Here is a 21,316-nt window from a genome sequence, read left to right as displayed (position 1 = left end):
TTATTTCAGCAAGTTTAATTGCTGCAGCTGCTCCCCGAGTGTTGCCTTGAGGATCAGTGGCGTAATCGAGCTCTCGACGACCGCTGCGATAAAGAGCGCGACAATTACAGTCAACACAGCAACTGGAAATTGCTTGAGGGTGTCATACCAATCATTTTTCACCCGTTCCCCATTATGCGGCGCAAACAGCAAACCGACAGAGCGCAAGCTGAGCAAACCGAGTCTGATCCCAATACCAGCAGCAAACAGCACAGCTGGCAGTTCAAATATCCCGTGCGGCAAAATTCCCGCGCTAAAAATCACCCATGGATCAACTCCGGCAGCACTGTACTTCGCGATGATGAATCCGAGCAGCACGCCATTCGCCAGCATCCCAATTATGGGAAAAAATGCAAAAAACAACCCGAGAGCCATCATCATCAAGGAGCTGAGCACATTGTTGGAAAAAATCATCCAAAACGTAGCCAGCACTCCCCCGCCGCTCTCTTTGATTCGCTCCGCTATTTCTTTCAATTGTCCCATCAAGCTCTGCACCACGGATTCCACCGCAGGAGCCTGGAAGTAGCCAATTAAACCGCCCCCGAGAAAAATAAGACAAGCGGCCAAGAAAAACCGTTTGTTATCAAACCACAGACGCTGCAGTTTTTTCTTCATGAGCCACGCTCCTTTACTGCCTCTTACTTTCACTATATGCATTGTACCTCAACTATAGCCACGAGGCCAAAGAATATCCTTGTCTCCCCTGCATAAACTGTTATCGGACAAAGGAGGTGCCTAACGATGAAATTTATTTACGTCGTGAGCGCTCAGCGCTTGAAGCAAATTCTCATTATCGCTGCGGCCATTTTTCTAACCGCGGGCATCGGCTATGCCGAGCGCGATACGATTGCGGCTTTTTCCAGCAATGGCAATAAGCAAGGCCCCCAAGCCATCTACAAGGTGGATACCAAAGACAAAAAAATTGCCCTCACCTTTGACATCAGCTGGGGCGAAACACGCGCACTCCCCATCCTCGACGTGTTAAAAGAAAAAAATGTGAACAAAGCAACTCTGTTTCTCTCCTCCCCCTGGAGTCAGCGCCACCCGGAAATCGTCAAGAGAATCAAGGAGGACGGGCTGGAAATTGGCTCGCATGGTCATAAACACGACAACTACAGCAAATATACAGACGAGGAAATTCGCACGCAAATTACCAAAGCCGATTCCATCCTGACCGAGATGACGGGGAAAAAGCCGACGCTTTTGCGCATGCCAAACGGTGATTTTGATAAACGGGTTCTGGAAATCGCCAACCGTTTGGGTTACACGGTCGTTCAATGGGATACAGACTCCAAAGACTGGATCGAGCCGAAAAAGGATGTCATTGTTCAAAACGTCCTGTCGAAAGCACATCCGGGCGATATCGTCCTGCTGCACGCCAGTGACTCGGCCAAGGAAACACACCTTGCCCTCCCTATCATCATTGACCAGTTGCGCAAGCAAGGATACGAATTTGTCACAGTGTCCGAACTGATCGCCGGCACCAATATCCAGAGTAAAGAAATCAACTGAACGCCAGACTACTCCCTACAAAAAGCAAAAAAGCTGACTCATGTCCGATGAGGTCAGCTTTCTCTTTTTACCAGGCGGTGCAGATGCATCACTTGCCATACGTTGCAAAAAAGCAACGGAACCAGCATGGACAAGGTCGCATGCACGTTGTCTTCCTTCAAGGCCGGAATCCATTCCAGTGACGTCACCACAAACATGAAAAACATCGTGGGAATCCATGCCGTTCTGTTCGTCAGCTTCACTTTTCCGTAAGCGGTAGCCAAAGCAACGATCAAGAGCAGGATCGGCTCAATAAAGTATGTCCCGATTCCTTTTCCTTCGCCAAGCGACGTGTAACGGAGGTAAATCATATCAAAAAAGACAAAGAGGATCAAAAACACTTGAACGCTCTTCCACATGGACGGCGTTTTGAAAATCGTTTTGGCAAAATAATTAATCGTCATATAGGCGAAAAAACCCATTTGGGCCACAATGCTAATGGTCATCCCGTACAAAAGATACATCAGCGTGCCGACAAAAAAGTTGCCCGCGCTGCCTTCCAACAGCTTGTCCAAGTCAAAAATAAAGGCGACCAGGACTCCGCCCAATCCACCCAAGAGCAACGTGGTGACAAAGAGCCAGCCATACTTTCGCAAACTCACCAAACATTCCCTCCATTCCACATCGAATATGATTGTACCAATGGATACAAGAAAATACTAGCGTAAGAACAAAACAAAATGCGCACGTTACTCTTAGGCAGAGTAAAGAAGGAGGTGTCCACCCCATGAGAAAGAAGGCATTGTCTTTTTGGCTATCCGCATTTGTCTGTCTGGTCCTTTCCAGTTGCTCAAGCGGCGGACAAGCGCAAAGTTCGTCTCAGCCTGATTATAAGAGTGTCAAAGACATGGTGCTGGACATATTGCAGACTGACGAAGCCAAACAATCTGTTGGCAAAATGATGAAAGATGAGAAGTTCAAGCAAAACCTGATGATTGACGAGTCCACTGTTCGGACCACATTGATACAAAGCATGACCAATCCGAACAGCCCCCACATCAAGGAAGCCTTCAAAGATCCGAAATTCGCCAGCACCTTGGCCAAATCGATGAAGGATGAGCAAAAAACTTTGATGAAGGACTTGATGAAAGACCCCGAGTACCAAAAGCAGCTTATCAGCGTAATGAAAGACCCTGAGTTCGAAAAAAACCTCATGGACTTGATGAAAAGCGCTGCTTACCGCCAACAAACGATGCAGGTCATGAAGGAGTCTTTGCAAAGCCCGCTGTTTCAAGCCGAGTTGATGAAGCTCATGACCAAAGTCTCCGAAGACATGACCAAGCCGAAAGAACTGAAACCGAAGAAAAAAGGCAAAGGCGGCGGGGATAGCGGTGGAGATTCTGGCGACTCCTCTTCCTAACAAAAAAAGGTGAGCTCCCGAAGGGCGGGCCCACCTTTTTCCTGTCTTTTGTGCTTACTGCTGTTCACATTTTGCCATAACGCGTTTCGCCATATCCATATACAGCTGCCCGATTGCGCTGTCCTCGCGATAAACAGATGGAGAGTAATCTGGTTCAGACGGATGATTCTCAGGTTGTCCCAGCGGAATTTGCGCCAAAAGCTCGGTAGTCAGTGTCTCCGCCAGCTTCGCTCCGCCACCGCGTCCAAATACGTATTCTTTGGAACCATCTTTCGCCTCGTACCACGCCATGTTCTCCACGATGCCAAGAATCTCGTGTCCCGTCCGCTTTGCCATCGCACCGGCACGCGCCGCTACAAAGGCTGCCGTAGCGTGTGGGGTCGTCACAACGATCTCCATGCTCTGCGGAATCATCGTGTGCACATCCAAAGCCATGTCACCCGTTCCTGGCGGCAAGTCCAGCAGCAAGTAGTCCAACTCTTCGCCCCAGTGAACTTCGGTAAAGAAGTTGCGCAGCATTTTGCCAAGCATCGGCCCACGCCAAATGATCGGCGAGTTGTCCTCTACGAAGAAGCCCATGGACATGACCTTCACGTTTTGCTTTTCTACCGGAAGGATTGTTTCTCCGATAACGGTTGGGCGCTGGTCGATGTTCATCATGTCAGGCACGCTGAAGCCGTAGATGTCAGCGTCGATAATCCCGACTTTGTTCCCCAGGCGGGCAAGCGCGACTGCCAGGTTGACCGTCACTGTCGATTTTCCAACTCCGCCTTTACCGGAAGTAATCGCGATGAAGGTCGTGTTCGAATCCTTGGCCAAAATCGGATTGAGCAGAGGTGCTTGTCCCGGCGTCATGTTGTGGGTTTGACCTCCCTGAGTATTGCGGAGCTGGGCGCTGAGAGCCGCACGCTCCTCGTCCGTCATCGAGCCAAACTGGACACGTACTTCCTCCGCTCCAAGCGCTTTAACAGCCCCTATGACGTCGTCTTCGATCTTGGCCTTGAGAGGACAGCCGGAGATCGTCAATACGACTGTCAGGCTAACTGTAGCGCCTTCAACACGTATGTCTCTGATCATGTTCAACTCGACCAGGCTGCGATTGATCTCAGGGTCTTTTACATCGCGCAGCGCTTCCAAAATTTGTTCTCTGGTCAACATGCTTGTTCACCTCATCTATAGTCTTGGCAATTGATTTCATACCGTTCTTACAAGGTAGTTTGCGCGTTCATTATAGCACATTCAGACGAGCGGCACACAGTCGCCGCCCGCTCAAGGTGCAATTGGCGCTTTTTCTCCGGAATACTGCCGCAAAATCCCCTGGTAAATCGCATTCGCCATAGCTTTTTGGTACTCCGTGCTCTGCAGCCGTTTTGCCTCTTCCGTATTGCTGACAAACCCAACCTCGACCAATACAGCGGGGCAGTTCACCTCGCGAATCAAAAACACGTTGTTCGTCTTGCTTGGAACACGATCGGTATTGCCCAGCACCCGTTTGATCTCATCCTGAATCAGGTACGATACCTCTCCGCTTTTTTTGAAAGTCGGCGAGTAAAAAGTTTGCGCACCCGACCACTTGGGCGAAGGAATCGAATTTACATGGATGCTGACCAGAAAATCGGGAGAGCTGTCGTTCACCAGTTTCACCCGGTTACGGATATCTTCCGACTTTCTTTTTTTGGCCCGATCAGCTTCCGGTGAAGCGAGATCCTTGTCTTCCTCCCTTGTCATGATGACAAATGCACCTGACTGCTGGAGAAAATCGCGCAAGTACATACTGATTGCCAGCGTCACCTCTTTTTCCACCACATCGCCTGAACTGGACGTAGCCCCGCCATCTTTGCCCCCGTGTCCCGGGTCGATGGCAATAACGGTTCCGGTCAACGGCAATGACCATGCCGTCCACGACGAACGGTCCGGCGATTCGTAGGTGAACAACACCACCAATAAAGCGAAAGCCAGTATCCAGCCTACCCCTTTTCGTGTCACGGCGTATCGTCCCCTTTGTCCCATTCTCTCGTTTCATCATATGGACAAACATGGACAAATATTCCGTAGGTCAGCAGCCTGGAACCAAAAGGCTGATCATGCGCTGGGACAAAATGCAAAAAAGCTCCCGAACCAAAAAGGTTCGAGAGCCTTGCCAAACAAAAATTAACGTTTGGAGAACTGAGGTGCCCGACGAGCAGCTTTCAAGCCGTATTTTTTACGTTCTTTCATGCGTGGGTCGCGAGTCAGGAAGCCAGCGCGTTTCAGAGCGCCGCGCAGTTCTGGATCTGCTTTCAGCAGAGCGCGAGCAACGCCGTGACGGATTGCACCAGCTTGGCCAGTTGTTCCGCCGCCGTTTACGTTAACCAGTACATCGTAACGACCAAGAGTCTCAGTCAGAACGAGTGGTTGTTTTACGATCAATTTCAGTGTTTCCAAACCAAAGTAAGTATCCATTTCACGTTTGTTGATCACGATGCGACCTTCACCTGGAACCAGGCGAACACGTGCTACGGAGTGCTTACGACGACCTGTACCGTAGTATTGTACTTGTGCCACGTATATTTCCTCCCTTTACCTTAACCGCGAATTTGCCAAACTTCTGGTTTTTGTGCTGCATGTGGATGCTCAGTACCAGCGTAAACTTTCAGCTTAGTGAACATTTGACGTCCCAAGCTGTTTTTAGGCAGCATACCTTTTACCGCCAGTTCGAACATACGAGCTGGTTTTTTGTTCAGCATGTCGCCAGCAGTAGTCTTTTTCAAACCACCTGGATACAGGGAGTGAGTGTAGTAAATTTTGTCTTGCAGCTTGTTACCTGTCAGTTTCACTTTGTCAGCGTTGATTACGATTACGAAATCGCCAGCGTCAACGTGAGGAGTGAATTCAGGTTTCAATTTGCCGCGCAGGATAGAAGCTACTTCGCTTGCCAGACGGCCCAGCGTTTGGCCTTCTGCGTCAACGATGTACCATTTGCGCTCAACTTCGAGCGGTTTCGCCATATATGTGGTACGCATTTTTGTCCCTCCTAAATATCTTACCTTTACATGTCCATCTACTTATAACCAAAACAACCGAAACTTGCAATGGAAGATAATTGCTGTTACGGGTGAGCAACTCTTCCAGGTGTTCCATTAATCACGATCTTGTCTTTCAATCCCGGGGCTAGAGTGGGGCTAGGCGGGGTTAAAATACCAAGGAATATCGTACTACATCGCAGTCTCGTAGTCAAGTGCCTCCACTTGGTCTAATAGTTGGAAATCTGTCTGTTAATAGACGACTTCCCACATCGTCAAACCTTTGGCTGGCGCTGTCTTCCCTGCCATTTCCCGATCGCGTGCCGCAAGAATCTTTTTGAGTTCATCGGGATGGCGTTTGCCCTGCCCGACTTCCACCAAGGTGCCCACAATAATGCGCACCATGTTGTACAAAAAGCCATTGCCCCGGCACGTTACCCATACTTCGCCGCCGCTGCGCTCTACTGTCAGGCTGTAAATCGTGCGGACCTTGTCCTCGACAAACGTTTTGGCTGAGCAAAATGACGTAAAGTCATGTTCCCCTACCAAATGACAGGCAGCTTGCTGCATGGCCGCAACGTCCAGCGGAAAACGAATATGATCCGCATAGCGATGACGAAACACATCCGGCGCAGGGTTGTTGTCGATGCAATACCGATACTCCTTCACCTGCACGTCAAAACGGGCGTGAAAGGACTCTGCCACCTCTTCCACAGAGCGGATCACGATGGCATCAGGCAACTGGTTATTCAGCACGAATCGCCATTTATCCAAAGGAATATGGCTGCCCGTATCAAAATGAATCACCTGGCCGCGTGCATGCACGCCTGCGTCCGTTCGTCCTGAGCCGTGAATCTGGATCGATTCCCCCGTAATTCTCGTCAACGCCGCTTCAATCTCCCCTTGCACCGTCACCTGGTCTGGCTGCACCTGAAAGCCGCTGAAGTCTGTTCCGTCGTATCCTAAAACACAGCGCAGCCGTCTCATGCTCGCCACCATCCAATCGTAATCGCCAGCAAAACGCCTGCAACGGCCATTCCTGCATCTCGCCAGGAAAAGGCAAGCTTGTGCAGTCGGGTCCGTCCGACACCCCCGCGATATCCTCTGGCTTCCATAGCGAGAGCAAGATCCTCTGCCCGGCGAAACGCGCTGACGAACAGCGGAATCGCGATCGGTATCAGATTCTGCGCGCGTTTTATCAGGCTGCCACTCGTAAAGTTGGCTCCTCTGGCAGTCTGCGCCTTGATGATTTTGTCCGTTTCTTCCATCAAGGTAGGTATGAAACGGATCGCAATCGACATCATCAGGGCAATATCGTGCACAGGGACGCCAATCCGGGCAAATGGGCCAAGCAGACGTTCAAGCCCCTCCGTCAAATCGATGGGCGAGGTAGTCAGCGTCAGCAAAGAGCTGATGATCACCAGCAACCCAAGACGGAAGGAAATGAAGATTGCTTGCTGCACCCCGCGTTCCTCCACAGTAAACCAGCCCCACTGGAAGTAGACGGTACCGCCTTTGGTCATGAAAATGTGCAGGACGATGGTGAACACGATCAGTATCCAAACAGGCTTCAAGCTTTTCAGAATATAGCCAAGCGAGAGCCTGGACAGCAGTCCGGCATACAGCGTAAAAGCGATCAATACCGCGTACGTTAACGCATTGTTAGCCAAAAAGACTAACGTGGCAAAAAGAATAATAAAGAGCAGTTTGCTTCGCGGATCAGCGCGATGTAAAAAGGAATGCCCAGGTACGTATTGACCAATGGCTATATTTTGCAGCATGCCTAGCCCTCCTTTGGTACGGAAAGACGTTCCAGCAGATGGGCAATCAACTCTTCTTCCCGATAGACGGAGTTCGGCAGACCTTCCTTGTCCGGCAGCATCTGGTTCAGCCTCGACACAAACGCAACCGTCTCAGGCACATCCATAGCCAGCTCGCGGAGTCGTTCTGCCTGCATGAAGACTTCATCCGGCTTGCCCTGCAAAGCCACTTTTCCCTGCGCCAGCACGAGCATATAGTCGGCATACCTCGCCGCCTCTTCCATGCTGTGAGTGACCAGAAGCGTCGTCAGCTTCTGCTCCTGATGAATGCGGTAGATCGCTTCGAGGATCAAATTGCGCCCTTCTGGGTCCAAACCGGCTGTCGGCTCGTCCAAAACGAGAACTTTCGGCTGCATGGCCAGAACACCCGCCAGCGCTACACGCCGCATTTGCCCTCCGCTCATGTGAAACGGGGAGCGATCCTTGACTTTTTCGTAATCCAGACCAACGATCTCAAGAGCTTCCCGCACCCTGGCATCCACCATCGCTTCCGGCAATTCAAAGTTTGAAGGCCCAAAGGCAACATCCTTCGCTACCGTTTCCTCAAACAATTGATGTTCCGGGTACTGGAAAACAAGACCGATATCCCGCCGTTGCTCATGCGGCAATCGCTGCTTCGCGGTGATTACCGTATCACCCAAGGTTATTTTCCCGGCGCTTGGCAAAAGCAAGCCGTTCAAATGCTGGATCAATGTCGACTTGCCGGAGCCTGTTTGCCCGATAATCCCTACAAAAGACCCCGATGGAATCATAAACGAGATGTCGTGCAAGGCTATACGCTCAAACGGTGTTCCTTTTCCGTAAACATGGCTTACCTGGTCAAAAGTAATCTGCATACGTGCTCCACCAGCTCCTCTTGGTGCAGTACAAACGGGAGATCAATTCCTTTGGAAGCCAGCACATGCCGAATCCGGACAGCGAATGGAACATCCAGTCCGACTTTCTTCAAACGCTCGACCTGATTAAACACCTCTTCAGGCGTTCCTTCCATCAGAACTTCTCCGGCATTCATCACGACGACCCGGTCTGAGTAGATCGCTTCATCCGGGAAATGCGTAATATTGATGATGGTAATCCCTTCGTCACGATTCAAGGTCTTCACCAGTTGCAGCACTTCCTGTCTGCCCTGGGGGTCCAGCATAGCTGTCGCTTCATCCAAAATGATGACCGATGGCCGCATTGCCATGATTCCGGCAATCGCCACGCGCTGCTTTTGTCCCCCTGACAAGCGGTGCGGCTGTGCCAGCAAGTACGCCTCCATCCCTACCGAAGCCAATGCCTCATCAATACGCTGCCGCATCTGCTCGGGATCAACCCCCATGTTTTCAAGCCCGAAGGCGACATCATCCTCCACGGTAGCCCCGACAATCTGATTGTCAGGGTTTTGGAAGACCATGCCTACATGACGGCGTATCTCCCAGACCATCTCTCCCTTGGCAGTATCCATGCCAGCGACAAGCACCCTCCCGCCTTCAGGAAGCAATAAGGCGTTCATCAGCTTCGCCATCGTAGACTTGCCGGAACCGTTATGGCCCAGTACGGACACAAAGGAACCTTTTTGAATGGTCAGATCGACATCCTTCAATACAAGAACGTGACTGCCATTCTCTCCATCGTAGGAATACGAAACATCTTGCAGTGCCAGCAGGCTCTCTTCATTCATGAGGTGTTTCCTCCCCAGCCTTCAACAGACCAGCAGGATTTCTCCAGACAGAAAGAAAAAAAGGGTTGAATCAGAGTCCAGCCTATGACCAGATCTGCCCCCACCCTTTTCACGGTCAATTACCACCGGTGCCGAGGTTGTGTCTCGCTCCCAATGTCAAACGACCAATTTCTATCCACTATTAAACAAATTCGATGTACGCCATTGGAGCAGCGTCGCCGCGGCGAGGGCCGGCTTTCAGGATACGAGTGTATCCACCGTTGCGCTCTTTGAAGCGTGGCGCGATTTCATCGAACAGTTTTTGTACAGCATCGCGACCTTCTGCGTTCGCAACTTCTTTACGAACGTAAGCAGCCACTTGACGACGAGCATGCAGATCGCCGCGTTTCGCGAGCGTGATCATTTTCTCAGCGATTGGGCGCAGTTCTTTCGCCTTCATCTCTGTAGTTTCGATACGCTCGTTGATGATCAGGTCAGTTACCAAGTCGCGGAACAACGCTTTACGAGCTGAACTACGACGACCCAATTTACGGTATGCCATTGTCTTTACCTCCCTTTTCAAGCTGGCAACACTACGTAGAAACCTCTACTGTCGGGAAGCCAGATCTGTAATCCCCCTAAAGGGACTGACTTGAGAGAACAAAAGCTTGCCTTTTGGAATTGCTACTCTAGTCGTCGCTACGCAGGGAAAGTCCCAGCTCAGCCAGCTTTTCCTGCACTTCTTCCAGAGATTTGCGACCCAAGTTGCGCACTTTCATCATGTCCTCTTCGGTCTTCTGCGTCAGCTCTTGCACGGTGTTGATACCGGCACGCTTCAAGCAGTTGTAGGAACGAACAGAAAGGTCCAGCTCTTCGATAGTCATCTCCAAAACTTTTTCCTTTTTGTCTTCCTCTTTTTCAACCATGATTTCAGCATCTTTCGCCTCATCGGTCAGACCGACAAACAGGTTCAAGTGCTCCGTCATGATTTTGGCGCCGAGACTTACGGCTTCTTCCGGACTGATACTGCCGTTTGTCCAAACCTCAAGTGTCAATTTATCATAGTTGGTCATTTGCCCTACGCGGGTATTTTCCACTTGATAGTTAACGCGCTTGATCGGCGTGTAGATCGAATCAATCGGAATCACACCAATAGGCAGATCCTCGGATTTGTTTCCATCTGATTGAACATAACCACGACCACGTCCAGCTGTCATGCGGATATGCAGACGACCGCCATTGGCCAACGTTGCAATATGAAGATCAGGGTTTAAGACCTCCACATCACTGTCAGCACGGATATCTCCCGCTTTGACAACGCCTTCGCCTTCTGCATCGATCTCGATTACTTTTTCTTCATCGGAATGGATCTTCAGCGCCAAGCCTTTGATGTTCAGGATGATCTCGGTTACATCTTCAACGACGCCTTCCACTGTCGAGAACTCGTGAAGAACCCCATCGATTTGAACAGTACGAACTGCCGCGCCTGGCAAGGACGAAAGAAGAATTCGTCTCAGCGAGTTGCCAAGGGTAGTTCCGTATCCGCGCTCCAGAGGTTCTACAACAAATTTCCCATACGAGTTGTCGTCGCTTACTTCCACAACCTCGATTTTTGGTTTTTCTATTTCTATCATTAAACAAACCCTCCTTCAAAACGTCGAAATCCTTGGGTGGGCCGCATACGTGCCCACTCAGGAATTTCCCCGGCGGTTTACCGTTTGCGTGCATGACAAGCTATAAATCAGAATTTACCATTCTAGTATGGACATGTTCTGAACAATATAAACCAGTTACACGCGGCGACGTTTTGGTGGACGGCAACCGTTGTGCGGAATTGGCGTCACGTCTTTAATCATGTTCACTTCAAGACCAGTTGCTTGCAGGGAACGGATCGCTGCTTCACGACCAGCACCTGGGCCTTTTACCGATACTTCAAGGGAACGCATGCCATGTTCCATAGCAACACGTGCAGCCGCTTCAGCAGCCATTTGTGCAGCAAATGGAGTGCTTTTACGGGAGCCTTTGAAGCCGAGGGAACCAGCGCTGGACCAAGAGATCGCGTTACCGTGTGGATCTGTAATGGTTACGATCGTGTTGTTGAAAGTAGAGCGGATATGTGCTACGCCGACTTCAACATTTTTACGATCACGACGACGGGTACGAGTTGCTGTAGCCTGTTTTCTTTTCGCCATGTCAGTTTACCCTCCTTTACTTCTTCTTGTTTGCTACCGTACGACGTGGACCTTTACGTGTACGAGCATTTGTTTTAGAGCGTTGACCACGAACTGGCAGTCCACGACGGTGACGGATTCCACGGAAGCATCCGATTTCCATCAAACGTTTGATGTTCAGGGAAATCTCACGACGGAGATCGCCTTCCACCTTAACGGTTTTGTCGATGTACTCACGCAGTTTGCTAACTTCATCTTCTGTCAGATCGCGAACACGAGTGTTCACGTCTACGCCAGTGGCAGACAGAATTTTTTTAGACGTGGGGCGGCCAATACCAAAAATGTAGGTAAGAGCAACTTCAACGCGTTTTTCGCGCGGCAAGTCTACGCCTGCAATACGTGCCATGTGTCAGAAGCACCTCCTTGTTTACCCTTGTTTTTGCTTATGCTTAGGATTTTCACAAATAACCATTACGTTACCTTTACGACGGATAACCTTGCATTTCTCGCAGATCGGTTTAACCGAAGGTCTCACTTTCATGGTTCTTGCCTCCCTTTTCTAGGGGTTTTGCTTACTATTTATAGCGGTACGTAATACGTCCGCGGGTCAAGTCGTACGGCGACAGTTCAACAGTTACTTTATCCCCCGGCAGGATACGGATAAAGTGCATGCGGATTTTTCCGGACACGTGAGCAAGGACTTTGTGTCCATTCTCCAATTCTACTCGAAACATAGCATTCGGCAAAGGCTCAATTACTGTGCCTTCTACCTCAATTACATCATCTTTTGCCATGGTAAACTCTCCTTTCTTCTGCTCTTCAGTCGGACCATGAGTTTTGCGAAATGATCACACAACGAACTTATCGTCGACACGTTGGACGACAATCCCGAATCACTCGGAACTCCCGCTTTATGTTCGTGTAAAAATCTCATAGCCATCTTCCGTAATCGCGATGGTGTGTTCAAAATGAGCACATGTTTTCCGATCCAATGTTACTACCGTCCAATTGTCCTCCAATGTGCGGACATAACGTTCGCCGGCATTTACCATTGGCTCAATTGCCAACACCATGCCTGGTTTTAACCTCGGCCCCCGATCAGGAGGACCGTAGTTAGGAACCTGCGGATCTTCGTGCAAGTTTTGCCCAATCCCATGCCCCACATACTCGCGGACGAGTGTGAAGCCGGCAGCTTCTGCATGAACTTGAATCGCATGTGAGATATCAGACAATCGTCCACCAGGAACAGCTTTTTCAAGCCCCTTGAAGAGCGATTCTTCCGTTACCCGCAACAGCTTTTCATTCTCTGCTGAAATCTTGCCGACCGGATACGTCCAAGCGGAGTCTCCATGGTACCCTTGGAACTGAGCACCGATGTCGATACTGATGATGTCTCCCTCTTGCAACGCCCGTTTTCCTGGGATCCCGTGTACGAGTTCTTCATTGACTGAAGCACAGATACTACCTGGAAAGCCACCGTAGCCTTTAAATGATGGAACTGCTCCCATGCTGCGAATAAATGTCTCGGCAATTTCGTCTAGCTGCTTTGTCGTGACACCAGGCTTAATTGCCTTGGCCAGTTCTTGATGGGTGAGTGCGACGATACGACCAGCTTCGCGCATAACCTCAAGTTCTGCTTTCGACTTCAGGATAATCATTCGGCAATTACCCTCTTAGCAATGACTTAATTTCCGCAAACACTACCTGGATATCTTGTTCCCCATTGATATCTCGCAGGAGTTCCTGTGCGGAGTAGTAGTCGATGAGTGGCTGAGTCTGCGCGATGTTGACGTCAAGACGTTGTGTTACCACTTCGATCTTGTCATCTTCACGCTGATACAGCTTACCACCATCTTTGTCACACACGCCAGCCTCTTTTGGAGGATTGAACATCGTGTGATAGCTAGCTCCACATACAGGGCAGATCCAGCGACCGGTCAGACGTTCAATCAATTGCTCGCGATGAACGTTGATATTAATCACATGATCAATTTCGCGTCCCAGCTCTTTTACGGTAGCTGTCAACGCTTCCGCCTGTGGAACTGTGCGCGGAAATCCATCCAACAGGAAACCCTTTGCGCAGTCTTCCATCGAGAGGCGCTCCCGCACAATTCCGATGACTACTTCATCGGGAACAAGCAAACCTTTATCCATAAAGGATTTGGCTTGCAGTCCGAGCGGCGTTTCGTTTTTAACCGCAGCCCGGAACATGTCGCCAGTCGAAATGTGCGGGATATCAAACTCTTTTACGATACGTTCTGCCTGTGTTCCTTTACCGGCACCAGGCAGCCCCATCAGAATTATATTCACGTCCATTCCCTCCGTCCCATAAAGAAAAGCTACAGAGGCTTTTCTGTAAACATCTAAGTCATTACTTGATAAACCCTTGGTAATGGCGTTTGATCATCTGGCTTTCGATCTGCTTCATTGTATCAAGGGCTACCCCGATCACAATCAAGAGCGAAGTGCCGCCGATGTAAATCTGCTGCGGCAAGTTAGCCAGCTTACTGAAGAAGAATGGCAAGATAGCAATTGCCATCAAGAACAAAGCGCCAGCCAATGTAAGGCGGTTTAGTGTACGAGTAATGTAAACCTCAGTGTTTTTACCGGGTCGGATACCAGGAATGTAACCGCCATTTTTTCTCATGTTCTCTGCCATTTGCACAGGATTGATCTGAACAAATGTGTAGAAATAGGTGAACCCGAGAATCAAGATAGCGTACAACGTCATTCCCAACGGTTCATTGACTTGGAAGTTGCGATAGATCCAGTTGGCGAACCCTGTACCGGATGAATCCACCCAGAACTGTGCGATTGTCGAAGGGAACAGTACGAGCGAGACCGCAAAGATTACAGGAATAACACCCGCAGAGTTGATTTTCAGTGGAATGTGTGTGGATTGACCACCGTACATTTTACGTCCAACCACTCGCTTCGCGTATTGCACTGGAATTTTACGAATCCCTTGCTGCATAAAGATAACCCCGACGATAATAGCGAGGATCACCAGCAGAATGATCACAACTTTGACGATGCTGAAGAATACGTTTTGAGAAGGGTCAGCGAATTGCGTAGTGTAAATCGTCGTGATTCCGTGTGGAATGTTCGCGACGATACCAGCAACGATCAGGATCGAAATCCCGTTACCGATACCCTTTTCCGTAATCTGTTCCCCCATCCACATCATGAATGCGGTCCCAGCCGTCAGTGTCAACGCAATGAGTGCATAGCTGCCAACGGAAGTGTCCTTGAGCAAGCCAGGCGCCATATTATTAAAACCGATCGTCATACCAACAGACTGAATCAAGCCGAGGATGATCGTAGCGTAACGGGTAACAGTAGCAATCTTGCGACGGCCAACTTCCCCTTCGCGTGCCCATTGCGTCAGCTTAGGCACTACATCCATCGACATCAGCTGCATGATAATCGAGGCCGTAATGTATGGCATGATACCCATGGCAAAAATCGAGAAGTTTTGCAGTGCTCCACCAGAGAAGGTGTTCAACAAGCCCAACAAGTGGTTTGTGTTCTGCTGAAACAGCTCGACGTTTACGTTAGGAACGGGTACAAAGCTTCCGATCCGGAAGACGACCAACATCATGAGAGTAAAAAGGATCTTACGACGTAAGTCGCCAATCTTAAAAATGTTAGTTAAGGACGCTAACATTAGATCACCTCGGTTGTTCCACCGACTTGAGCGATCTTCTCAGCAGCAGCTCCGGAGAACTTGTGAGCTTTAACGGTCAGCTTCACAGTCAGTTCACCGTTAGCAAGAACCTTAACACCGTCGCGCAGCGCGCTGATAACACCTGTTTCTTTCAACAGTTCAGGCGTTACTACAGTACCCTCTTCGAAACGGTTCAGCGCGTCCAGGCTAACAATCGCAAATTCTTTGCGGCTGATGTTAGTGAAACCACGCTTAGGCAGACGACGGTACAATGGGTTTTGACCACCCTCGAAACCTGGGCGTACACCGCCACCGGAACGAGCGTTTTGACCTTTGTGACCTTTACCAGCAGTTTTGCCAGTACCGCTACCGATACCGCGACCGATGCGCTTACGAGTGTGACGGGATCCTTCTGCAGGTTGCAGTTCATGCAATTTCATACGTTGCACCTCCTAACTGATTGAGATGTTCAATTATGCTTCTACTTCTTTCACTTCAACCAAGTGCTTCACTTTGAAAACCATTCCACGAATTGCAGCGTTGTCTTCCTTCACTACAGTGGAGTTGATTTTGCGAAGACCAAGAGCTTTTACAGTATCTTGTTGGTCTACAGTGCGACCGATCAGGCTACGTTTGAGGGTGATTTGCAATTTTGCCATGTTCATTCCCTCCTTATTAACCCAACAACTCGTCAACAGTCTTACCGCGCAATTTCGCGACATCTTCCGCTGTTTTCAGGCGACCAAGGCCTTCCAGCGTAGCGTTGACCATGTTGATAGGATTGTTGGAACCAAGAGACTTACTCAAGATATCGCCTACACCAGCCAGTTCGAGTACGGCACGAACAGGTCCGCCGGCGATAACACCTGTACCAGGGGCAGCAGGTTTGATGAGAACTTTACCAGCACCGAATTGGCACATAACTTCGTGTGGAACAGTTGTTCCTCTCATCGGTACACGGATCAATTTTTTCTTAGCGTCGTCAATCGCTTTGCGAATGGCGTCTGGAACTTCTTGAGCTTTACCCATACCAGCACCTACGTGGCCGTTACGGTCTCCCACAACAACCAGGGCGCTGAAGCTCATACGACGTCCACCTTTAACCGTTTTAGCTACGCGGTTAACAGCGACTACTTTTTCTTCGAGCTCTAATTTGCTAGGGTCGATACGCATTCCTTACCCTCCTTGTTGTTAGAATTGCAGACCAGCTTCACGAGCTGCTTCTGCCAGTGCTTTAATACGTCCATGATAGATGTAACCACCGCGGTCAAAAATCACTTCAGTCGCACCTTTTTCTTGTGCACGCTTAGCGATCAGTGTGCCAACAGCTGTAGCAGCTTCCACGTTAGCGCCATTTTTCAGGCCCAGCTCTTTATCCAAAGAAGATGCAGATGCCAGTGTTACGCCAGTTGCATCATCAATCAGTTGAGCGTAGATGTGCTTAGAAGAACGGAATACGTTCAGACGTGGGCGAATGGCAGTACCAATCACACGTTTGCGGATACGCAGGTGACGTTTTTTCCGAGCTTTGTTTTTATCAGCTTTCGTAAACATTAAGCGGCCTCCTTTCTCATGAAGCTAGAAGCTTATTTACCTTTTTTACCTTCTTTACGACGAACCACTTCATCACTGTACTTAATACCTTTACCTTTGTAAGGCTCAGGTTTACGCAGCGAACGAATTTCAGCAGCAACTTGACCTACGCGCTCTTTGTTGATGCCTTTAACCACCAGAGTGGTTTGGTTTGGTACATCGATTTCGATACCCGCTTCTGGAGTAACTTCCACTGGGTGGGAGAAACCAAGAGAAAGAGTAACGCCGTTGCCAGTTTTGGCAGCACGGTAACCTACACCGACCAGTTCCAAGGTACGAGTGAAGCCTTCGGATACGCCTTTTACCATGTTGGCAACAAGCGCACGAGTTGTACCGTGCAGGGAACGGTGAAGTTTGTTATCGCTTGGACGCTCTACTACTACTTCGTTTTCAGCGATGTTGATTTTAATATCTTCATGGAAGTTACGAACGAGTTGACCCTTAGGGCCCTTTACCGTCAGCTCAGTTCCGTTCAGAGTGAGGGTAACGCCTGCAGGTACCACGATCGGTTTTCTACCGACACGAGACATGTGGTGCACCTCCTGTGCTTTTTACATTCTGTTGATTACCAAACGTATGCAAGAACTTCTCCACCAACATGAGCTTGACGAGCTTGCTTGTCAGTCATAACGCCAGTGGATGTAGAGATGATCGCGCAACCGAGGCCACCCAAAACCTTAGGTACTTCATTGTTTTTTGCATAAACACGAAGTCCTGGTTTGGAGATACGTTTCAGACCTGTGATGACGCGCTCGTTGTTCGCACCATATTTCAGGAATACGCGGATAATTCCTTGTTTGTTGTCTTCAACAAACTCCGCATCGCGGATGAAGCCTTCTTCTTTCAGAATGCGCGCGATTTCCTTCTTGATGGTGGACGCCGGGATTTCCACTTTCTCGTGGCGAACCATGTTGGCGTTACGAATACGTGTCAACATATCTGCGATTGGATCAGTCATAACCATGAGAGAAAACCTCCTTCCCGTTTCAAATTACCAGCTTGCTTTTTTCACGCCTGGAATTTGACCTTTATAAGCAAGTTCACGGAAGCAAATACGGCAGAGTTTGAATTTGCGCAATACGGAGTGAGGACGTCCGCAACGCTCGCAACGAGTGTACGCGCGTACTGCAAACTTCGGCTGCCGCTGTTGCTTGATGATCATAGATTTCTTTGCCACATTCTTCCCTCCTTACGAGTGGGTTTATTTACGGAATGGCATACCCATTTGAGTCAGCAACTCACGAGCTTCCTCATCCGTTTTCGCGGAAGTAACAATTACGATGTCCATACCGCGAACTTTGTCGATTTTATCGTACTCGATCTCAGGGAAGATCAGTTGTTCCTTCAGACCAAGTGTGTAGTTACCGCGACCGTCAAATGCCTTGGAAGAAATTCCACGGAAGTCACGAACACGCGGGAGAGATACGTTCATCAATTTGTCGAGGAAGTGGTACATACGCTCGCCGCGCAGGGTAACCTTCGCACCGATCGGCATACCTTCACGCAATTTGAAGCCAGCGATGGACTTCTTAGCGCGAGTTACTACAGGCTTTTGACCAGCGATAATTTGCAGGTCTTCAACCGCAGTATCCAAGGATTTAGCGTTGCCTACCGCTTCGCCAACACCCATATTGATGATGATCTTTTCTACTTTCGGCACTTGCATGATGGAAGTGTAGTTGAACTTGCTCATCAAACCAGGCACGATTTCGTTAGTGTACTTTTCTTTCAATCTTGTTGCCATCTAGGATATCCTCCTTTCCAACCTGACTACTTGTCGAGTACTTCGCCAGACTTTTTCGCATACCGTACTTTCTTACCGTTATCCAAAACTTTGTAACCGATGCGAGTAGCTTTTCCGGACTTCGGATCGATCAAAGATACGTTGGAAACGTGAATCGCTGCTTCTTGAGTCACAATGCCACCTTGCGGGTTAGCTTGGGACGGACGGCTGTGTTTCTTCACGAGGTTGATACCTTCAACCAGTACGCGTTCTTTCTTCGGATAAGCAGCGAGAACGCGACCTTTTTTGCCTTTATCTTTGCCCGCAATTACGATAACAGTGTCGCCTTTTTTAACGTGCATCGCTTGGTGCACCTCCTATCGAACAAACTGCCTGAGTTTTTCCGTTCAATTAGATAACCTCTGGAGCCAGAGAGATGATCTTCATGAAATCTTTGTCGCGGAGCTCACGAGCTACTGGTCCAAAGATACGAGTACCACGTGGGGACTTATCTTCTTTGATGACTACAGCTGCATTTTCATCAAAACGAATGTAAGAACCATCTTGACGACGAACGCCACTTACAGTACGAACTACAACTGCTTTAACTACTTGACCTTTCTTGACAACGCCGCCGGGTGTAGCGGATTTTACGGAGCACACGATAACATCACCGATGTTCGCCGTTTTGCGACCGGAACCACCCAGAACCTTGATGCACATGAGTTCCTTTGCACCGGAGTTGTCAGCAACAGCCAATCTCGTCTGAGTTTGGATCATTTACTGTTCCTCCTTTCGGATTTGATATCCGAAAATCTGACTTATACGATTACTGCCTCTTCGACGATACGTACCAAACGGAAACGTTTATCTTTGGACAAAGGACGAGTTTCCATCAATTCTACGATGTCGCCCACTTTTGCCGTGTTGTTCTCGTCGTGAGCCTTGAACTTTTTGGAGTATTTCACGCGTTTGCCGTACAACGGGTGTGTCTTGTAAGTTTCAACAAGCACAACAATGGTTTTATCCATTTTGTCGGAAACAACGCGACCTACAACGGATCGACGCATATTGCGTTCTGCGGTCATCGTTCAAACCTCCTTCCTTTAATTAGCCGATTCCCAATTCTCTCTGGCGCAGGATGGTTTTCGCACGAGCAATATCCTTACGCACTTGTTTAATGCGAGATGTGGTTTCGAGTTGACCCGTAGCCAACTGGAAACGAAGGTTGAACAACTCTTCTTTCAAAGAAGCGACGTTTTGTTCGATCTCGGCAGTGGTCAAATTACGGAACTCATTAGCCTTCATGTGCGTCACCACCCACTTCTTCACGCTTCACGAATTTGCACTTGATAGGCAGCTTGTGCATAGCAAGGCGCATAGCTTCGCGAGCGACTTCTTCAGGTACGCCAGCAAGTTCAAACATGATCTTGCCTGGCTTCACTACCGCTACCCATTTCTCAGGAGAACCTTTACCGGAACCCATCCGTACTTCGAGCGGTTTTTGTGTAATTGGCTTGTCAGGGAAGATTTTAATCCATACTTTACCGCCACGTTTGATGTAACGAGTCATCGCGATACGAGCAGCCTCGATCTGACGGTTAGTTACCCAAGATGGCTCCATTGCTTGCAATCCGTATTCACCGAACGCAACAGTAGTACCGCCTTTTGCGTTACCAGCCATTTTCCCGCGGTGTTGTTTACGGTGTTTCACGCGTTTTGGCGTCAACATGATTACTTGCCTCCTTCCTCAGTAGCGACGTTCTTTCTCGCTGGAAGGACTTCTCCACGATAGATCCATACTTTTACACCGATACGACCATAAGTGGTATGTGCTTCAGCAGTACCGTAGTCGATGTCAGCACGCAGCGTATGGAGCGGAACAGTACCTTCGCTGTAACCTTCAGAACGTGCGATGTCCGCGCCGCCAAGACGACCGCTTACCAAAGTTTTGATACCTTTTGCACCAGCGCGCAGCGTACGAGTGATCGATTGCTTTTGCGCACGGCGGAAGGAAATGCGGTTTTCCAGTTGACGTGCGATATTTTCAGCTACCAGAGTAGCATCCAGATCCGGACGTTTTACTTCGTTGATATTGATATGAACGCGTTTGCCAGTCAGATCAGTCAAGGATTTGCGCAGAGTTTCAACCTCAGCTCCACCTTTACCAATTACCATACCAGGCTTAGCGGTGTGAATCGTAACGTTCACGCGATTAGCTGCGCGTTCGATTTCGATAGTGGATACAGCAGCGTCTTTCAGACGCCCTTTTACAAACTTGCGGATTTTCAAGTCTTCGTGCAACAGAGTTGCGAAGTCCTTGTCAGCGTACCATTTGGACTCCCAGTCACGAATGACACCGATCCGAAGTCCTACCGGGCTTACCTTTTGACCCACACGTAATCCCTCCTTATTTCTCGTTTAGTACCACTGTGATGTGGCTTGTGCGTTTATGGATGCGGCTTGCGCGACCCATAGCGCGCGGACGGAAACGCTTCAACGTAGGACCTTGGTCTACGAAGATTTTGCTCACTACGAGGCTGTTAGGATCCATTTCGTAGTTGTGCTCAGCGTTTGCAATAGCCGACTTCAGGAGCTTTTCAACAACTGGAGAAGCTGCTTTTGGCGTATGTTTCAGGATCGCCAACGCTTCACCTACTTGCTTGCCTCTGATCAAGTCAACAACCAGGCGGACTTTACGAGACGCGATGCGAATATTGCGAGCAACTGCTTTAGCTTCCATCTTTG

The 21,316-nt window shown here is 49.3% G+C and carries 36 protein-coding genes; 2 read left to right on the top strand and 34 right to left on the bottom strand.

Annotated features, from left to right (window positions below; all coding sequences use genetic code 11):
* Window positions 1-654, bottom strand: coding sequence for a stage II sporulation protein M (locus NST23_RS01605; protein ID WP_173598088.1), 654 nt, complete (start codon window positions 652-654; stop codon window positions 1-3).
* Between the two features lie 126 nt (window positions 655-780).
* Between NST23_RS01605 and pdaB the strand changes: the two genes are divergently transcribed.
* Complete coding sequence (gene pdaB, locus NST23_RS01600) at window positions 781-1,551, top strand: polysaccharide deacetylase family sporulation protein PdaB (protein ID WP_173598087.1); 771 nt, start codon at window positions 781-783, stop codon at window positions 1,549-1,551.
* A gap of 53 nt (window positions 1,552-1,604) precedes the next feature.
* Here pdaB and NST23_RS01595 read toward each other — a convergent pair whose 3' ends face one another.
* On the bottom strand, window positions 1,605-2,192 hold the full coding sequence (locus tag NST23_RS01595) for a KinB-signaling pathway activation protein (protein ID WP_122966792.1): 588 nt from the start codon (window positions 2,190-2,192) through the stop codon (window positions 1,605-1,607).
* Window positions 2,193-2,317: 125 nt separating this feature from the next.
* On the opposite strand from NST23_RS01595, the gene gerD reads away from it, so the two are divergent.
* Window positions 2,318-2,950 carry a spore germination lipoprotein GerD gene (gerD, locus tag NST23_RS01590; RefSeq protein ID WP_063231090.1) on the top strand — a complete coding sequence of 211 codons (633 nt, stop codon included), beginning with the start codon at window positions 2,318-2,320 and terminating at the stop codon, window positions 2,948-2,950.
* Window positions 2,951-3,004: 54 nt separating this feature from the next.
* Here gerD and NST23_RS01585 read toward each other — a convergent pair whose 3' ends face one another.
* The 32 genes from NST23_RS01585 to rplV all read right to left on the bottom strand — a co-directional run bounded on the left by NST23_RS01585 (window position 3,005) and on the right by rplV (window position 21,311).
* Window positions 3,005-4,108, bottom strand: a complete 1,104-nt coding sequence (locus NST23_RS01585) for a P-loop NTPase (RefSeq protein WP_122966794.1) — start codon at window positions 4,106-4,108, stop codon at window positions 3,005-3,007.
* 111 nt (window positions 4,109-4,219) lie between these two features.
* Complete coding sequence (cwlD, locus tag NST23_RS01580) at window positions 4,220-4,936, bottom strand: N-acetylmuramoyl-L-alanine amidase CwlD (RefSeq protein WP_267901874.1); 717 nt, start codon at window positions 4,934-4,936, stop codon at window positions 4,220-4,222.
* A 165-nt stretch (window positions 4,937-5,101) separates the two neighbouring features.
* Window positions 5,102-5,494 (bottom strand): 30S ribosomal protein S9, encoded by a 393-nt coding sequence (gene rpsI / locus NST23_RS01575; protein WP_005828788.1) that lies wholly within the window; start codon window positions 5,492-5,494, stop codon window positions 5,102-5,104.
* Window positions 5,495-5,514: 20 nt separating this feature from the next.
* Complete coding sequence (rplM, locus tag NST23_RS01570; protein WP_005828789.1) at window positions 5,515-5,952, bottom strand: 50S ribosomal protein L13; 438 nt, start codon at window positions 5,950-5,952, stop codon at window positions 5,515-5,517.
* 252 nt (window positions 5,953-6,204) lie between these two features.
* Window positions 6,205-6,939 (bottom strand): tRNA pseudouridine(38-40) synthase TruA, encoded by a 735-nt coding sequence (gene truA / locus NST23_RS01565; RefSeq protein WP_122966795.1) that lies wholly within the window; start codon window positions 6,937-6,939, stop codon window positions 6,205-6,207.
* Window positions 6,936-7,733, bottom strand: a complete 798-nt coding sequence (locus NST23_RS01560) for an energy-coupling factor transporter transmembrane component T family protein (protein ID WP_122966796.1) — start codon at window positions 7,731-7,733, stop codon at window positions 6,936-6,938. Before NST23_RS01560 ends, truA begins: the two co-directional genes overlap by 4 nt.
* A gap of 2 nt (window positions 7,734-7,735) precedes the next feature.
* Window positions 7,736-8,608 carry an energy-coupling factor transporter ATPase gene (locus tag NST23_RS01555; RefSeq protein ID WP_122966797.1) on the bottom strand — a complete coding sequence of 291 codons (873 nt, stop codon included), beginning with the start codon at window positions 8,606-8,608 and terminating at the stop codon, window positions 7,736-7,738.
* The gene (locus NST23_RS01550) at window positions 8,584-9,435 is read right to left on the bottom strand and encodes an energy-coupling factor transporter ATPase (RefSeq protein WP_122966798.1); all 852 of its coding nucleotides are present in this window, start codon (window positions 9,433-9,435) and stop codon (window positions 8,584-8,586) included. The genes NST23_RS01555 and NST23_RS01550 overlap by 25 nt, the downstream gene beginning before the upstream one ends.
* Window positions 9,436-9,616: 181 nt before the next feature.
* Window positions 9,617-9,976: a 50S ribosomal protein L17 gene (gene rplQ / locus NST23_RS01545; protein ID WP_063231097.1), complete on the bottom strand. Its 360-nt coding sequence runs from the start codon at window positions 9,974-9,976 to the stop codon at window positions 9,617-9,619.
* A 127-nt stretch (window positions 9,977-10,103) separates the two neighbouring features.
* Entirely contained in the window at window positions 10,104-11,048 is a 945-nt protein-coding gene (locus tag NST23_RS01540) for a DNA-directed RNA polymerase subunit alpha (RefSeq protein ID WP_005828801.1), read from the bottom strand.
* Between the two features lie 156 nt (window positions 11,049-11,204).
* A complete protein-coding gene (gene rpsK, locus NST23_RS01535; RefSeq protein ID WP_005828803.1) occupies window positions 11,205-11,606 on the bottom strand; it encodes a 30S ribosomal protein S11 in 402 nt (133 codons plus the stop codon).
* A 16-nt stretch (window positions 11,607-11,622) separates the two neighbouring features.
* On the bottom strand, window positions 11,623-11,991 hold the full coding sequence (gene rpsM / locus NST23_RS01530; protein WP_063231098.1) for a 30S ribosomal protein S13: 369 nt from the start codon (window positions 11,989-11,991) through the stop codon (window positions 11,623-11,625).
* A gap of 21 nt (window positions 11,992-12,012) precedes the next feature.
* A complete protein-coding gene (gene rpmJ / locus NST23_RS01525; protein ID WP_003333770.1) occupies window positions 12,013-12,126 on the bottom strand; it encodes a 50S ribosomal protein L36 in 114 nt (37 codons plus the stop codon).
* Window positions 12,127-12,160: 34 nt separating this feature from the next.
* Complete coding sequence (gene infA / locus NST23_RS01520) at window positions 12,161-12,379, bottom strand: translation initiation factor IF-1 (protein WP_003333772.1); 219 nt, start codon at window positions 12,377-12,379, stop codon at window positions 12,161-12,163.
* Between the two features lie 117 nt (window positions 12,380-12,496).
* Entirely contained in the window at window positions 12,497-13,243 is a 747-nt protein-coding gene (gene map, locus NST23_RS01515) for a type I methionyl aminopeptidase (RefSeq protein ID WP_005828809.1), read from the bottom strand.
* A 7-nt stretch (window positions 13,244-13,250) separates the two neighbouring features.
* Window positions 13,251-13,895, bottom strand: a complete 645-nt coding sequence (locus NST23_RS01510; protein ID WP_063231099.1) for an adenylate kinase — start codon at window positions 13,893-13,895, stop codon at window positions 13,251-13,253.
* Window positions 13,896-13,956: 61 nt separating this feature from the next.
* A complete protein-coding gene (gene secY / locus NST23_RS01505) occupies window positions 13,957-15,252 on the bottom strand; it encodes a preprotein translocase subunit SecY (RefSeq protein WP_122966799.1) in 1,296 nt (431 codons plus the stop codon).
* Window positions 15,252-15,692 (bottom strand): 50S ribosomal protein L15, encoded by a 441-nt coding sequence (gene rplO, locus NST23_RS01500; protein WP_007716272.1) that lies wholly within the window; start codon window positions 15,690-15,692, stop codon window positions 15,252-15,254. Before rplO ends, secY begins: the two co-directional genes overlap by 1 nt.
* Before the next feature lie 33 nt (window positions 15,693-15,725).
* Window positions 15,726-15,911 carry a 50S ribosomal protein L30 gene (gene rpmD, locus NST23_RS01495; protein WP_007716270.1) on the bottom strand — a complete coding sequence of 62 codons (186 nt, stop codon included), beginning with the start codon at window positions 15,909-15,911 and terminating at the stop codon, window positions 15,726-15,728.
* A 16-nt stretch (window positions 15,912-15,927) separates the two neighbouring features.
* Window positions 15,928-16,425: a 30S ribosomal protein S5 gene (rpsE, locus tag NST23_RS01490; RefSeq protein ID WP_047074695.1), complete on the bottom strand. Its 498-nt coding sequence runs from the start codon at window positions 16,423-16,425 to the stop codon at window positions 15,928-15,930.
* Window positions 16,426-16,443: 18 nt separating this feature from the next.
* Window positions 16,444-16,806: a 50S ribosomal protein L18 gene (gene rplR, locus NST23_RS01485; protein ID WP_063231101.1), complete on the bottom strand. Its 363-nt coding sequence runs from the start codon at window positions 16,804-16,806 to the stop codon at window positions 16,444-16,446.
* Window positions 16,807-16,838: 32 nt separating this feature from the next.
* Window positions 16,839-17,375 (bottom strand): 50S ribosomal protein L6, encoded by a 537-nt coding sequence (rplF, locus tag NST23_RS01480; RefSeq protein WP_063231102.1) that lies wholly within the window; start codon window positions 17,373-17,375, stop codon window positions 16,839-16,841.
* A gap of 35 nt (window positions 17,376-17,410) precedes the next feature.
* Complete coding sequence (gene rpsH, locus NST23_RS01475) at window positions 17,411-17,809, bottom strand: 30S ribosomal protein S8 (protein ID WP_047074701.1); 399 nt, start codon at window positions 17,807-17,809, stop codon at window positions 17,411-17,413.
* A 27-nt stretch (window positions 17,810-17,836) separates the two neighbouring features.
* Window positions 17,837-18,022, bottom strand: a complete 186-nt coding sequence (locus NST23_RS01470; protein ID WP_005828830.1) for a type Z 30S ribosomal protein S14 — start codon at window positions 18,020-18,022, stop codon at window positions 17,837-17,839.
* Window positions 18,023-18,046: 24 nt separating this feature from the next.
* Window positions 18,047-18,589, bottom strand: a complete 543-nt coding sequence (rplE, locus tag NST23_RS01465) for a 50S ribosomal protein L5 (protein ID WP_063231103.1) — start codon at window positions 18,587-18,589, stop codon at window positions 18,047-18,049.
* Between the two features lie 26 nt (window positions 18,590-18,615).
* Window positions 18,616-18,930, bottom strand: coding sequence for a 50S ribosomal protein L24 (gene rplX, locus NST23_RS01460; RefSeq protein WP_005828833.1), 315 nt, complete (start codon window positions 18,928-18,930; stop codon window positions 18,616-18,618).
* A 49-nt stretch (window positions 18,931-18,979) separates the two neighbouring features.
* The gene (rplN, locus tag NST23_RS01455; protein WP_005828835.1) at window positions 18,980-19,348 is read right to left on the bottom strand and encodes a 50S ribosomal protein L14; all 369 of its coding nucleotides are present in this window, start codon (window positions 19,346-19,348) and stop codon (window positions 18,980-18,982) included.
* A 41-nt stretch (window positions 19,349-19,389) separates the two neighbouring features.
* Window positions 19,390-19,656: a 30S ribosomal protein S17 gene (rpsQ, locus tag NST23_RS01450; RefSeq protein WP_005828837.1), complete on the bottom strand. Its 267-nt coding sequence runs from the start codon at window positions 19,654-19,656 to the stop codon at window positions 19,390-19,392.
* Window positions 19,657-19,678: 22 nt separating this feature from the next.
* Complete coding sequence (gene rpmC, locus NST23_RS01445) at window positions 19,679-19,876, bottom strand: 50S ribosomal protein L29 (RefSeq protein WP_005828838.1); 198 nt, start codon at window positions 19,874-19,876, stop codon at window positions 19,679-19,681.
* The gene (rplP, locus tag NST23_RS01440) at window positions 19,866-20,300 is read right to left on the bottom strand and encodes a 50S ribosomal protein L16 (protein ID WP_063231104.1); all 435 of its coding nucleotides are present in this window, start codon (window positions 20,298-20,300) and stop codon (window positions 19,866-19,868) included. The genes rpmC and rplP overlap by 11 nt, the downstream gene beginning before the upstream one ends.
* A 2-nt stretch (window positions 20,301-20,302) precedes the next feature.
* Window positions 20,303-20,965, bottom strand: coding sequence for a 30S ribosomal protein S3 (rpsC, locus tag NST23_RS01435; protein WP_063231105.1), 663 nt, complete (start codon window positions 20,963-20,965; stop codon window positions 20,303-20,305).
* A gap of 13 nt (window positions 20,966-20,978) precedes the next feature.
* Complete coding sequence (gene rplV, locus NST23_RS01430; protein WP_063231106.1) at window positions 20,979-21,311, bottom strand: 50S ribosomal protein L22; 333 nt, start codon at window positions 21,309-21,311, stop codon at window positions 20,979-20,981.
* Between the last annotated feature and the right edge of the window lie 5 nt (window positions 21,312-21,316).

The sequence above is a fragment of the Brevibacillus sp. FSL K6-0770 genome (assembly GCF_038000275.1).
Lineage (GTDB): Bacteria > Bacillota > Bacilli > Brevibacillales > Brevibacillaceae > Brevibacillus > Brevibacillus parabrevis.
The sequence above is the reverse complement of the archived record's forward strand: the minus strand, read 5'-3'. Positions and strand labels throughout refer to the sequence as shown.